Below are 13,570 nucleotides of genomic sequence, written 5' to 3' on the forward strand. Positions count from 1 at the left end.
CGCCCGTTTTTTGGTATCTATCTGGGATTAAATAGAACAAACAACCAGCCTACTTCATGCAAAGGCAATTTTAAACTGACAATAAAAAAAGCCAGATTTCTCTGGCTTTTTTTATTAATGCTCTTTGGCTGGACCGCCTACCGGTTTTTCGGAGGAGTCTTTTTTGGTCTCGGTATCTTTGCTTGTACCAGCACCACCTTTAGGGCCGCTGTCATGCCAGCTTTGAGGCGGACGAACTTTCCTACGGGCCATAAGATCATCGACCTGCTCAGAATCAATGGTTTCGTATTCCATCAGAGCGTCTTTCATCGATTCAAGAATATCGCGATTCTCATCCAAGATGTTTTTTGCTCTTGCGTAAGTATCATCAATAATCCGACGAACTTCTTCATCAATCAATTTTGAGGTTGCGCCAGAATATTGCAAGGTTCCCGTTCCCGGATAAGCCCCTTCATCTTCACCGTAGTGAAGCGGGCCAAGCTTTTCCGACAAGCCCCATTTTGTCACCATATTACGAGCCAAATCAGTCGCGCGCTCAATATCATTGGAAGCACCGGTCGTAACACCATCAAGACCAAGTGTCATTTCCTCCGCGATACGGCCACCAAATAATGTACAAAGCTCAGATTCGATTTGTCGCTTACTTTTGCTGTACTTATCTTCTTCAGGGAGAAACTGGGTTACACCCAATGCGCGCCCACGAGGGATAATACTAACCTTATGTACAGGGTCGTGTTCCGGCACCAAGCGCCCAACAATTGCGTGCCCTGCCTCATGGTATGCCGTATTTTCCTTTTCTTTTTCACTCATCACCATGGACTTGCGTTCGGTTCCCATAAGAATCTTGTCGCGGGCTTTTTCGAACTCATCCATAGTAACCAGACGCTTATTGGCTCGCGCGGCAAATAAAGCAGCTTCGTTCACCAAGTTCGCCAAGTCAGCACCGGAAAACCCTGGTGTACCGCGCGCAATCACCGATGCCTGAACATTGTCATCCAAGGGTACTTTACGCATGTGTACCTTCAAAATTTGCTCACGACCACGAATATCTGGCAAGCCAACAAACACTTGTCGGTCAAAGCGGCCTGGACGTAACAGAGCTCGGTCGAGCACATCAGGACGGTTAGTAGCGGCAATGACAATCACACCTTCATTGCCTTCAAAACCATCCATTTCAACGAGCAGTTGGTTTAGCGTTTGCTCGCGCTCATCGTGACCACCGCCATGACCGCCGCCACGATGACGACCTACTGCATCAATCTCATCGATAAAGATGATACACGGCGACTGCTTCTTTGCCTGATCAAACATATCACGCACACGGGAAGCACCCACACCAACAAACATTTCCACAAAGTCTGAACCGGAGATGGAGAAGAACGGTACTTTAGCTTCACCAGCAATGGCTTTCGCCAACAGGGTTTTACCTGTTCCCGGAGGCCCAGCCATCAAGACACCACGTGGAATTTTGCCGCCCAAACGCTGAAAGCGAGAGGGGTCCATCAAATAATCAACGAGTTCCTGAACCTCTTCTTTTGCTTCATCGACACCAGCCACATCGGCGAATGTCGTTTTAACCTGATCTTCGCCAAGCAGTTTTGCCTTGCTTTTCGCAAAGCTCATGGGGCCACCACGACCACCACTACCACCTTGCATTTGGCGCATAAAGAAAACAAAAACAGCAATAAACAGAAGGATAGGGAAGCTGGCGACCAATAATTGCTCCCAGATACTGGACTGCTCTGGCTCGGAGCCTTTTACCTGCACATCGTGGTTCAATAAGTCATCAACCAGTTTGGGATCCCAAAGTTCTGGGCGAACTACGGTAAATGAGGTGTTATCGTAGCGAACACCTTTAATAATTTGTCCATCAACAACCACTTCGCGTACACGGTCTGAACGCACATCCTGAACAAATTCAGAATAGGTCAATTCATCTCTTGGTTCTGATGCCTGAAAAGTTTGAAAAACAGAAAACAGGACAGCTGCAATTACCAGCCACAGCACCAGATTTTTTGCCATATCGTTCAAGGATTTATCTCCTAAGCCTAGTCAGCTTTGCATCGTACAATAATTCGGGTGAAGTAAGTACCCAACTTAATTCGCATATTAAACAATCTTAGGCCATATACACGTGCCAAGTTTCTTCGGGTCATCACATATCATTATAAGGCGCCCACTATTGGTAGCCTTTTTGACTAAATTCCTATCGTCACTAAGGAGCAAAATATCTTTTACAGTGACGAAATAAAGCCGCTTTTCATCAATATGGGGCTTATTTGGAGATTCCCAAGTCAAATATTGATAATAGACGTACTCACCCAGCCGACGCCCGCCAGTCGTTAGCCTTTGAACCCTTTGGCGACAAGATAGACCTCTCTGGATCGGGCACGAGATGCGTCAGGTTTACGAGTGACAACAGTCTGAAAGCTATTTTTGGCATCAGCAAAAAACTGATCAAACCCTTCACCCTGAAACACTTTAGACACAAAAACACCTCCTCGATTGAGGGTTTGTTTCGCCAAATCCATCGCCAGCTCCACCAAATACATGGATTTAGGCTGATCCACAGCTTGAATGCCACTCATATTTGGGGCCATATCTGAAATCACCAAATCGGCCAGATCGCCATCCATAACTGCCAATATCTCGTTCAGAACCGATTCTTCAGTGAAATCCCCCTGAACGAAGTCAACGTCGGCAATGGAATCCATCGGCAAAATATCCGATGCCACGACCCTTCCTTTCTCACCCACCTCTTGAATCGCCACTTGCGACCAACCACCGGGGGCAGCCCCCAAATCAATAACGGTTTGACCAGGCTTAAACAGCCTGTCCTTTTTATTCAGCTCTATTAGCTTATAACTTGCCCTCGAACGGTAACCGTCCTTCTGGGATTCTTTGACGTAATGGTCATTGAAGTGCTCACGAAGCCATCGATGACTGCTTTTCGATCGAGCCATATGCTAAAACTCTCTAGGGATTCAACCGCCTTCGCGGTTACAATAGCGTTTTGTTCAAAAAATAACGCGAGTATTGTAATGGTAGTTTCCAACGACAACAAAAAACACTTTCGACAAATTGGCCACGGCCTTAAGCCAGTAGTAATGATCGCCGGTAATGGCTTGTCAGAAGCAGTGCTTGCTGAAGTTCATCGTGCTCTGGAAGACCACGAACTCATCAAGGTCAAACTATCCGTCATAGATAGGGCGATTCGCAAGGAATTCATCGAGGAAATCTGTACCAGTTGTAACGCTGAACTGATCCAAGAAATTGGTAAAGTGGCACTAATATATCGAGCATCACAGAAACCCAATATCAAAACCTCAAATATTCGCTAGTTGCGCGATCTGTACTGCCAACTTTTGTCAGTAGCCTCCTGTCATTATGCCTGCATACACTAAACCAGGAGGCGAAAATGAGTACTGAACCCCAATCCATCATGTCCCACATGTCCATTGGTACCAATGACTACCAAAAGGCCATCGCATTCTACGATAAAGTCCTTGCCACAATTGGCGCACAAAAGATCATGTCGATCCCAGAGGGCACCGCTTATGGTAAGAATTACCCGGAATTTTGGGTTCAACCACCTTTTGATGGCAAAGCGGCCACGGTAGGCAATGGCGTCCACTTTAGTTTTATGGCCACAAGTAAAGAGCAGGTTCACAGCTTTTATGAAGCCGCTTTGGAAGCCGGCGCGACAGATGACGGTGCCCCTGGCCCACGTCCACATTATGGCGAACCCTATTATGGCTGCTTTGTCCGCGACTTAGATGGTCACAAAATAGAAGCCACGTTCTGGGATATGGAACTTGCAGAAAAACTTGGCATGAACGGCTAATCCACTTAATGCATAAACTGGGGGCTCTCTGAGCCCTCTTTTCCATATATTCAAACATGCTCCCCTAAGAACCAGCGTTCCCATTACTCTCACTTTTGAAGGCATAATTTTTGCCCGCTGCACTCAGTTATCCAGGAAGAATTAGCCAATACACACCGAAAAAACCGAAACAAAGTTACCCACACGACAATTAAGCAAATAAAAAGAAAGCTGATCGTTCTCATTGATTGGGGGGAAACACATAGACATACTATCCGACAATTAAAAAGAACCCATTTGCTAGTACAGCATGCTTAAGTCGATTAAATTCAAACTCTGGCTAACGTTTCTAACCACTTTGTTGCTCAGCATGCTTTCCATGCTACTGCTCACCCACGCCAGTGTTAAAAAGGGATTCCTCGATTACGTAACAGAACAGGCCATTGAGCAGCTGGTAACTCTGGAAACCACTATTTTAGAAATATACGGTAAACAAGGTTCATTTCAGCCACTGGAAAACAATATTCCCTTGTGGAGAAAATTAAAGTACAACACCTTTCGCAAGTATGTTGCGCAGCAACGACTTTCAGAAAATGGCAACGCCAACCCCACCCCACCTGAAATTAAAGCCCATCAAAAAGCATTTATTGATCAGCTTATCCTGACTGACGCACATAAGAATCTGATTGTCGGTCGCCCGGTGAGAGAACAGGACTATTCCTGGTTACCACTTAATCTGGAAGGAACAATTATTGGTTACATTGGCTATGTTAAACCGACTGATTTCTTGCGCTCAGTGGATCGGCTGTTTGTTCAGCAACAACTAAGGGCATTTGTCGTCATCAGTATCGGACTCATCTTCTTCTCATTTATTGTTGCACTGGTTGTTTCTCGCTGGCTGACCAAACCATTAAGCATTCTGTCGCAAAGCGCCAAAAAACTCGCTTCAGGTGACTTTACAATACGCATTAAAAACAAAAGCCACGACGAACTCGGAGAGCTGTGCACCAACTTTAACGAACTCGCACATACGCTATCCGCGAATGAAGCCGCGAGAAAACAATGGGTAGCTGACATTTCCCATGAAATGCGCACGCCTCTTGCGGTTGTTAAAGCACAAATCGAAGCCATGCAGGATGGTATTCGCGAAACCTCGGACAAAAACCTGGGCATTCTGAAAGAGAAAATTGATTCTCTTAACTTCCTGATCAACGACCTCTATGAGCTGTCTCTCTCCGATCTTGGGGCTCTGAGCTATGACAAAGAGCCGTTATTTGCTCAAGAGATAATTAACCAAATTGCCGATGATTTTAGCGAGCGAATTGCCGTTGCGGGCCATAGTTTTGCAGTAAGAAACAACCTTCACCCGAAGGATAAAATTTTTGGCGACAGAGAAAGAATATTTCAACTTTTCTATAACTTGCTGGAAAACAGCACTCGCTATACGGACTCTCCCGGCACAATTTCATTAACTGCCTCACGTACCAACGGCACGATAATTATATATGTCGAAGACAGCTCCCCCAGCGTCCCCAAAGAACAACTGGGCGAGATATTCAATCGTCTCTACCGTGTAGAAGGCTCACGTAACAGGGAAACTGGTGGTGCGGGACTTGGGCTGAGTATTTGTAGTAATATTGTCGATGCCCACCAGGGCGAAATCCACGCAGAGTCTTCTTACCTGGGCGGTTTGAGAGTCTGCGTAAGTTTACCTGCCAGCAAAATAAAATAGCCTGATGAGTCACGAAATCGAAAACCAGCACAGCATACTGATTGTTGAAGACGAACCGGAGCTTGCCGAATTACTTAAGGAGTATTTGGAAGCATCAAACTTTTCTGCGTTTATTATCAATAACGGTTTGGAGGCAGAACAGTGGTTAACGGAGCACACACCAAGCTTAATACTGCTTGATTTAATGCTACCTGGGAAAAATGGCTTGGATCTATGCCGTTCATACAGAGAAAAGTCCGACACACCAATTATCATGGTCACTGCCAAAGTCGAAGAAATTGATCGATTGCTTGGTTTGGAACTGGGTGCAGATGACTACATTTGCAAGCCCTACAGCCCAAGAGAAGTGATCGCGAGAGTTAAAGCGGTTTTAAGGCGAACAGAGTCTACTACCGGGGCTCCAACAACCAGCAAGGGCATTGTTCTCGATCAGGATCGCCAGCAAGTTTCCATCGACGGCAACCATATCGAACTCACCACTATTGAATTTCGCTTATTTGAATTACTCCACTCTGACCCAGGGAAAATCTATTCCAGACAGTACATCCTTGATAACATCTATACAGACTACCGCATTGTTAGCGACAGAACCGTTGACAGCCATATCAAGAAATTAAGGAAAAAACTGCAATCGGCGCTACCGGAAGTTGACTTAATCCGCTCTGTATATGGTGCAGGCTACAAGTTTGAACCACCAGTATAAAGCACAATGATTTTTTATAAGCTTGTTGCTATCTGGTTCTCAATAGGTTTTCTTGTTTCGTGTTCTTCGATGAAGCCCATTGAAGACGCCACCATAAAGACCCGAATATCTGATGGAGGGCTAAAGCATTTTATTGTTTCTCTTCCCTCACGCACCATATCTGCTTCAAATATCCATCAAAGCCGGCAAAGCTCTAGACACGCACGCGAAGAATCTCGCATCAGTAAAATTGAAAAAGTACTACTGGCAACAGCAGCAAAGTTTGTTGAGGAAGAGCATTTCTGCAGTAATGGTTTTTGGGTAATCGAGATTGCCGGAGATGCATACAAATATGGAAAGCAGCCTTTTCTAAGGGGCGAGTGCAACGATATCGCAAGCGGGGATGATCGGGTTCGATATCCCGACAGTTTTACACTTTGGTAAAGTGTTTTCAAACTTCCTCCACATTTCTTACCCATTGTCGAGAGATACTGGATCTCGAACGCAAAGCAACGGAATCAAAGCTTTCTTATTATTCATACTCCGCTTTTACTCTCCCGGTGAGTGAAAAGGTATTTGCAGGCTTTAATGCCTGCATTTTTTATTTCTAATTCCCAGTATTTCCTTCAAGTATAGCCGCGATTAAACAACCCGTTATTAAAGTAACCTGGGCTTACGCAAGCCAGAAAGCATTACCTCGACACGCCATAAACCCGGCCCTGAAGGCTCGTCGCATCTGATTTACCTTAAGTTTTGTACTGAAAATTTCACTCTTAGTTATGTAACTCCTTTAAGTCAATATCGAAAACTTTTATGACTTATGGAGACATTGGTGCGAGGATGCACTTTATTAGAATAATTCAGGAACAACTATCGAGGATACCGACAATGAACTCAGATCAATGTATTTGCTGCGTGTTTAAAAATTAAAGCTCAAGCCTTCCTTATTATTCAATTTGAACACAGCACTGATTAACTATCTTCACGGATATAAGAGATAATTCAAAAATCAAAAAAAACCCGCATAAGCGGGCTTCTCATATCATTATATAAATAGGATAAAGCACTAAATGTGTCTTACCTCATCAATTTCATACTCAATATCACCGCCAGGTGCGCGAACAACAGCAGTTTCTCCAACCTCTTTGCCGATCAAACTGCGGGCAATAGGTGAAGTCACCGATATTTTATTTTGCTTAATGTTCGCTTCATCTTCACCGACAATTTTATAGGTAATTTCTTCGTCAGTTTCGGTGTTAATGATTTTCACCGTTACACCAAAAATAACCTTTTCACCTTCCGGTATCGAACACACATCAATCACCTGGGCATTGGACAACTTGGCTTCGATATCCTGGATACGACCTTCACAAAAACCTTGCTGTTCACGAGCAGCGTGATATTCCGCATTCTCTTTTAAGTCACCATGCTCCCGCGCCTCTGCGATTGCAGCGGTAATTCGAGGACGATCCACTTTCTTCAACTGCTCAAGTTCTTGACGAAGCGCTTTTTCACCTTCGACAGTCATTGGAAATTTTTGCATGTTATCCTGCCACCCTTGTGTGCAAATCTTGTAAGCGTCGAACTTCTTTCTCTTCGCCGAACCTTAATGCCATACATAACGCTTTCGCACCTTCGAGAGTCGTTGTGTAGTAAACATGATTATTTTCAGCGCTTCGACGAATAGAAGCGGAATCGCGAATCGCTTTTCTACCTTCCGTAGTGTTAATGACGATTTGAATCTCTCGGTTCTTAATCATATCCACAATATGAGGTCGACCTTCGGCTACTTTGTTGACGATGCCGACTTCAATGCCTGCATCCAACAAAGGTAACGCTGTACCGCGAGTGGCAACTAATTTGAAGCCCATGTCGGACAACTCTTTACCAATCAAAATGGCTTTTTGCTTATCTTCATCCCGTACACTGATAAACGCCGTACCCGAAGTTGGAACAGCAGAACCACTGGCAACCTGAGCTTTCAAATACGCCTCAGCGAAACAATCGCCCACGCCCATAACTTCCCCGGTTGATTTCATTTCCGGCCCAAGAATGGGGTCCACAGCAGGGAATTTATTGAATGGGAATACGGCTTCTTTCACACTGAAGTAAGTTGGAATAACTTCCTGGGTAAAGCCCTGCTCTTCCAGAGTCTTACCTGCCTGACACAAGGCTGCAATTTTCGCTAAAGAAGTACCAATGCACTTGGACACAAATGGCACGGTACGGGAACCGCGAGGGTTCACTTCGATGACATAAATGGTTTCATCCTGATATGCCAACTGGACATTCATCAGACCAACCACACCGAGTTCGTGAGCCATTTTTCTGACTTGCTCACGCATTTCGTTTTGTACATCTTCAGGTAAAGAATACGGTGGAAGTGAACATGCGGAGTCACCGGAGTGAACACCACACTGCTCGATATGCTGCATGATCGCGCCAATGACAACGTCTTTACCATCAGACACTGCGTCGATGTCCACTTCAATGGCATTATTCAGGAAGTGATCCAATAACACAGGCGCATCTTCAGAGGCCTGCACAGCATCGCGCATATAAGTGCGCAGTTCATTTTCGTTGTATACGATTTCCATTGCACGACCACCTAGTACATAGGATGGACGAACAACCAATGGATAACCTACGTCCGCCGCAACTTTTAACGCTTCTTCGGTAGAACGAACAATGGCGTTTGCCGGCTGAGTCAACCCAAGACGGTGAATCATTTGCTGGAACTGCTCACGATCTTCTGCGCGGTCAATCGCTTCCGGGCTGGTACCAATAATCGGTACATTTTCCGCTTCCAAAGCACGGGCAAGCTTAAGTGGTGTTTGACCACCAAACTGCACAATGACCCCTTTTGGTTTTTCTTTGTGAACAATTTCTAACACATCTTCCAAAGTAACTGGTTCGAAGTAAAGTCGATCAGAAGTGTCATAGTCGGTAGAAACGGTCTCCGGGTTACAGTTAACCATAATGGTTTCGTAACCATCTTCACGTGCAGCCAAGGCAGCATGAACACAACAGTAGTCAAACTCAATACCTTGACCAATACGGTTTGGCCCACCACCAATCACCATGATTTTTTCACGATCACTTGGTTCGGACTCACACTCTTCTTCATAGGTTGAATACATGTAAGCCGTAGCGGTAGCAAATTCTGCCGCACAGGTATCAACACGCTTGTATACAGGACGCACGCCGAGAGCAATACGGTGATCTCTCACCAATTTTTCTTTCACTGCTAACAAGTCAGCTAGACGCTTATCGGAAAAGCCCATGCGCTTAAGGCGGAACATGGAATCTTTGTCAATCGCAGATAAAGGAACAGAGGCAAGACGCGCTTCGGTTTCAATAATTTCTAGAATTTGAATCAGGAACCAACGGTCAATCTTGGAACGCTCGAATACCTCTTCCAAATCCATTCCCAAACGGAACGCATCCCCCACATACCAAATACGCTCGGCACCTGGAGTGGATAAATCTCGGCGAATTTTCGCTTTGGCTTCTTCGCGTGTATCTTCAGTAGATAAGTCGACTTTCGATTCAAAGCCAGCAGAGCCAACTTCTAAACCACGCAACGCTTTTTGCAATGATTCTTGGAAAGTACGGCCAATCGCCATTACTTCACCAACGGATTTCATTTGTGTGGTTAAGCGCGCATCCGCATCACCGAATTTTTCAAAAGTGAAGCGAGGAATTTTTGTTACAACATAATCAATAGACGGTTCGAATGAAGCTGGGGTTGCACCACCAGTAATTTCATTCTGCAATTCATCCAGGGTATACCCTACCGCCAATTTGGCTGCAACTTTTGCAATTGGGAAACCCGTAGCCTTAGAAGCAAGAGCAGAAGAACGGGATACACGCGGGTTCATTTCGATAACAACCAAGCGACCGTTATCCGGGTTTACCGCAAACTGAACGTTCGACCCACCGGTTTCCACACCGATTTCACGCAGCACCGCCACAGAGGCATCGCGCATGATTTGGTATTCTTTATCGGTTAGAGTTTGCGCCGGCGCAACGGTGATCGAGTCGCCAGTATGCACCCCCATAGGGTCAAAGTTTTCAATGGAACAGATAATGATACAGTTGTCGTTTTTGTCACGGACAACTTCCATTTCATACTCTTTCCAACCCAACAGCGACTCATCAATTAACAGCTCGTTAGTCGGTGAAAGATCCAATCCGCGGTTACAAATTTCTTCAAATTCTTCCCAGTTATAGGCAATACCGCCACCGGAACCACCCATGGTAAATGAAGGGCGAATAATGACCGGGAAACCAAACTCTTTTGGTACTTCGTTGGCTTCTTCCAGGGTGTGAACGATTTTAGCTCGTGGACACTCCAGGCCAATTTTTTTCATTGCCTGGTCAAAGCGGTGTCGGTCTTCAGCTTTATCGATGGCATCTTGCGTTGCACCAATCAGCTCCACACCATGCTCTTGCAATACACCATGCTTATGTAAGTCCAACGCACAGTTCAATGCAGTTTGCCCACCCATAGTCGGCAAGACCGCGTCTGGCTTTTCTTTGGCAATAATTTTTGCCACCGTCTGCCAGGTGATTGGTTCAATATACGTTGCATCCGCCATGGCCGGGTCGGTCATGATGGTTGCAGGGTTTGAATTAACCAGAATAACCCGGTATCCCTCTTCTCTCAGCGCCTTACAGGCTTGCGCACCGGAGTAGTCAAATTCGCAAGCTTGACCAATAACAATGGGACCTGCACCAATAATCAGGATACTTTCGATGTCAGTTCTTTTTGGCATGGTGTATTTAACAACCTTTTAAATGTGTTTCCGCTAAATGCGTGAAAATTTAAATTTTTAATCTTTGCTTTTACTTGAACACTCGCAGAAACTTATTTCTGCGCGTCCATCAGTTCGATAAAGTGATCAAATAAGTCTGCGGCGTCATGTGGGCCAGGACTGGCTTCAGGGTGCCCCTGAAAACTGAATGCCGGCTTATCCGTTAAGTGAATACCTTGCAAAGACTGGTCGAACAAAGACTTATGGGTTGCCTTCACATTGGCAGGCAAGCTGCTTTCGTCCACCGCAAAACCGTGGTTCTGACTGGTAATCATCACCTGCCCCGTTTCCAGTTTCTGCACTGGGTGGTTGCCGCCGTGATGACCAAATTTCATTTTGACTGTTTTGGCTCCACTTGCCAGGGCAAGAATCTGGTGGCCTAAACAAATACCAAAAATCGGAATGTCTTTTTCCAATAGCGTTTTAACCGCCGAGATCGCGTAATCACATGGCTCGGGGTCCCCTGGTCCGTTGGACAGGAAAACACCATCAGGATTCATAGCCAATACGTCTTCGACAGGCGTTTTAGCTGGCACAACCGTTAGATCACAACCTCGATCCACCAACATACGCAAAATGTTGCGCTTAGCACCGAAGTCATAGGCGACCACTTTATATTTGGCTTCAGCCAAAGGCTTGAAGCCTTCTCCTAATTGCCATGAGCCAGACTGCCATGAAAAAGCTTCACTGGTAGTCACTTCTTTTGCCAGGTCCATGCCTTGCAAGCCGGCAAAACCTTTCGCCAACTCCAGAGCTTGCTGCTCATCGATGTCGCCCGCCATGATACAGCCGTTTTGGGCACCTTTATCCCGCAGGATTCGAGTCAAACGACGAGTATCAATGTCAGCAATGCCTAGTATGTTCTTTTCCTGAAGGTATTCGTCCAAACTCTTTTCCGAGCGGAAATTGCTCGAAATAGCAGGAAGGTCACGAATAATAAGACCCGAAGCCCAAATCTGACCACACTCTTCATCCTCAACGTTGACACCAACATTGCCAATATGGGGATAAGTGAGGGTAACGATTTGTTTTGCGTAGGAAGGGTCAGTAAGAATTTCTTGATAGCCAGTGATGGAAGTATTAAAAACAACCTCGCCGACTGAATGGCCGTCAATACCAATGGCTTGACCATGGAAAACATTTCCATCCTCTAGCACCAGTATTGCTTTGCGTCGGTTACTTTGGTCAAAAATAGCAGCCTGTTCGTCAGCCAATTACGTGTCCTCCGCGATATCTGGATTGGGCACTATTGCCCATCTTGAGTTCCGGCAGTTGCCGATCTGCAGGCCGAACGAAAGAGCCACGCGGTTGCGCGGTCGCCGGTATTAGCCAACATTGCTCAAGGTTTTTATTTCGGTAGTTTATGAACCAGCTCTAAAAACAACTTTATGACTTCGCAACCTTCAGGTTGTAACCGAGTACAAGTGTGCGTGCTGGTGACGTGTGCAAACACGCTATCTTTCCATGCAGCAGGCAGCTTGACGCCTCGCGAATTCATCAAATTGTGGTTAGATTTGGTTCTAAAAAAAGCGAGATGAAGTAGGCCCTCATCTCGCTTTTTCGAATCCTGAAACTCAAACTAAACCAAGTTTAGTAGAGCCTGGCGGTGTACGCCTAAACTGAGCGGGGATTTTACTGGAAACCCCTAGTGTTTGTCCACGCAGAATTACTTCAGATTTATTACGCGACAACGGAAACCCAAAAATCCTTACCTTAGATCAAGCACGTCCTGCATATCGTACTTACCGGCCTGCTGGCTTGCGATCCAAACAGCAGCCCGCACCGCACCACGCGCAAACGACATTCTACTGGAAGCTTTGTGCGTTATTTCCACGCGTTCGCCATCGGCAAGAAAGGAAACGGTATGATCGCCCACCACATCACCACCACGCACGGTAGCAAAGCCTATGGTGTTTTTGTCTCTCGCGCCTGTTTGTCCTTCCCGACCGTAGACCGCGACCTCTTTCAAATTTCGCCCTACCGCGTCAGCAACCACTTCACCCATCCGCAAGGCGGTGCCAGAAGGAGCATCCACTTTATGGCGATGGTGGGCTTCATATATTTCGATGTCCGAGTCTTCGCCCATAACGCGAGCAGCGATATCGAGAAGCTTAAAGCACAGGTTTACCCCTGTACTGAAATTGGAAGCGATACATACAGGAATGGATTTTATCGCGTCTTCAAACTGCACTTTTTGCTGATCACTGAAACCCGTTGTACCGATTACCATGCCCTTACCCTTGGAAGCGCAAGCAATCGCATTGGCGACTGTTGCGTCGGGAGCAGTGAAATCAATCAATACGTCAAAATCGTCCAATACCTGGTTGATATCACCGACGATCGATACACCGTTTTTCCCCAAACCAGCGACTTCGCCAATATCCGCGCCAATCAATGAAGAATCAGGAAGAACAATCGCTGCCGTTAGTTCAGCGTCACTGGAATTGGTTACTGCCTCAACGAGGGTTTTCCCCATACGACCGATAGCACCGGTCACTGCAATACGTGTAGTCATA

The 13,570-nt window shown here is 45.9% G+C and carries 11 protein-coding genes; 5 read left to right on the forward strand and 6 right to left on the reverse strand.

Going from position 1 to position 13,570, the window contains the following annotated elements; genetic code table 11:
- Positions 1–114 precede the first annotated feature (114 nt).
- On the reverse strand, positions 115–2,022 hold the full coding sequence (ftsH, locus tag P5V12_RS14715) for an ATP-dependent zinc metalloprotease FtsH (RefSeq protein ID WP_316957439.1): 1,908 nt from the start codon (positions 2,020–2,022) through the stop codon (positions 115–117).
- Positions 2,023–2,342: 320 nt separating this feature from the next.
- The gene (rlmE, locus tag P5V12_RS14720; RefSeq protein ID WP_316953839.1) at positions 2,343–2,963 is read right to left on the reverse strand and encodes a 23S rRNA (uridine(2552)-2'-O)-methyltransferase RlmE; all 621 of its coding nucleotides are present in this window, start codon (positions 2,961–2,963) and stop codon (positions 2,343–2,345) included.
- A gap of 78 nt (positions 2,964–3,041) precedes the next feature.
- Between rlmE and P5V12_RS14725 the strand changes: the two genes are divergently transcribed.
- The 5 genes from P5V12_RS14725 (at position 3,042) to P5V12_RS14745 (ending at position 6,681) form a co-directional block, all read left to right on the forward strand.
- On the forward strand, positions 3,042–3,341 hold the full coding sequence (locus P5V12_RS14725; protein WP_316953840.1) for a YhbY family RNA-binding protein: 300 nt from the start codon (positions 3,042–3,044) through the stop codon (positions 3,339–3,341).
- Between the two features lie 77 nt (positions 3,342–3,418).
- Positions 3,419–3,844 carry a VOC family protein gene (locus tag P5V12_RS14730; RefSeq protein ID WP_316953841.1) on the forward strand — a complete coding sequence of 142 codons (426 nt, stop codon included), beginning with the start codon at positions 3,419–3,421 and terminating at the stop codon, positions 3,842–3,844.
- A gap of 289 nt (positions 3,845–4,133) precedes the next feature.
- Positions 4,134–5,555 (forward strand): ATP-binding protein, encoded by a 1,422-nt coding sequence (locus tag P5V12_RS14735; protein ID WP_316953842.1) that lies wholly within the window; start codon positions 4,134–4,136, stop codon positions 5,553–5,555.
- A gap of 4 nt (positions 5,556–5,559) precedes the next feature.
- Entirely contained in the window at positions 5,560–6,258 is a 699-nt protein-coding gene (locus P5V12_RS14740) for a response regulator (protein ID WP_316953843.1), read from the forward strand.
- 69 nt (positions 6,259–6,327) lie between these two features.
- Complete coding sequence (locus P5V12_RS14745) at positions 6,328–6,681, forward strand: hypothetical protein (protein WP_316953844.1); 354 nt, start codon at positions 6,328–6,330, stop codon at positions 6,679–6,681.
- A 622-nt stretch (positions 6,682–7,303) separates the two neighbouring features.
- On the opposite strand, the gene greA is transcribed toward P5V12_RS14745, so the two are convergent.
- The 4 genes from greA to dapB all read right to left on the reverse strand — a co-directional run bounded on the left by greA (position 7,304) and on the right by dapB (position 13,569).
- Entirely contained in the window at positions 7,304–7,780 is a 477-nt protein-coding gene (greA, locus tag P5V12_RS14750; protein WP_316953845.1) for a transcription elongation factor GreA, read from the reverse strand.
- A gap of 1 nt (position 7,781) precedes the next feature.
- The gene (gene carB, locus P5V12_RS14755; protein ID WP_316953846.1) at positions 7,782–11,015 is read right to left on the reverse strand and encodes a carbamoyl-phosphate synthase large subunit; all 3,234 of its coding nucleotides are present in this window, start codon (positions 11,013–11,015) and stop codon (positions 7,782–7,784) included.
- A gap of 92 nt (positions 11,016–11,107) precedes the next feature.
- Positions 11,108–12,268, reverse strand: coding sequence for a glutamine-hydrolyzing carbamoyl-phosphate synthase small subunit (carA, locus tag P5V12_RS14760; RefSeq protein WP_316953847.1), 1,161 nt, complete (start codon positions 12,266–12,268; stop codon positions 11,108–11,110).
- Between the two features lie 494 nt (positions 12,269–12,762).
- Positions 12,763–13,569: a 4-hydroxy-tetrahydrodipicolinate reductase gene (gene dapB / locus P5V12_RS14765; RefSeq protein ID WP_316953848.1), complete on the reverse strand. Its 807-nt coding sequence runs from the start codon at positions 13,567–13,569 to the stop codon at positions 12,763–12,765.
- Position 13,570: the final 1 nt, after the last annotated feature.

Origin of the sequence: Teredinibacter sp. KSP-S5-2, assembly GCF_032773895.1 — a bacterium.
Lineage (GTDB): Bacteria > Pseudomonadota > Gammaproteobacteria > Pseudomonadales > Cellvibrionaceae.

Excerpts from the sequence above, each read along its gene's own strand:
- carB (WP_316953846.1), bottom strand. The coding sequence starts at position 11,015 with ATGCCAAAAAGAACTGACATCGAAAGTATCCTGATTATTGGTGCAGGT.
- ftsH (WP_316957439.1), bottom strand. The coding sequence starts at position 2,022 with ATGGCAAAAAATCTGGTGCTGTGGCTGGTAATTGCAGCTGTCCTGTTT.
- P5V12_RS14735 (WP_316953842.1), top strand. The coding sequence starts at position 4,134 with ATGCTTAAGTCGATTAAATTCAAACTCTGGCTAACGTTTCTAACCACT.
- P5V12_RS14725 (WP_316953840.1), top strand. The coding sequence starts at position 3,042 with ATGGTAGTTTCCAACGACAACAAAAAACACTTTCGACAAATTGGCCAC.
- P5V12_RS14745 (WP_316953844.1), top strand. The coding sequence starts at position 6,328 with ATGAAGCCCATTGAAGACGCCACCATAAAGACCCGAATATCTGATGGA.
- rlmE (WP_316953839.1), bottom strand. The coding sequence starts at position 2,963 with ATGGCTCGATCGAAAAGCAGTCATCGATGGCTTCGTGAGCACTTCAAT.
- P5V12_RS14740 (WP_316953843.1), top strand. The coding sequence starts at position 5,560 with ATGAGTCACGAAATCGAAAACCAGCACAGCATACTGATTGTTGAAGAC.
- P5V12_RS14730 (WP_316953841.1), top strand. The coding sequence starts at position 3,419 with ATGAGTACTGAACCCCAATCCATCATGTCCCACATGTCCATTGGTACC.
- greA (WP_316953845.1), bottom strand. The coding sequence starts at position 7,780 with ATGCAAAAATTTCCAATGACTGTCGAAGGTGAAAAAGCGCTTCGTCAA.
- dapB (WP_316953848.1), bottom strand. The coding sequence starts at position 13,569 with ATGACTACACGTATTGCAGTGACCGGTGCTATCGGTCGTATGGGGAAA.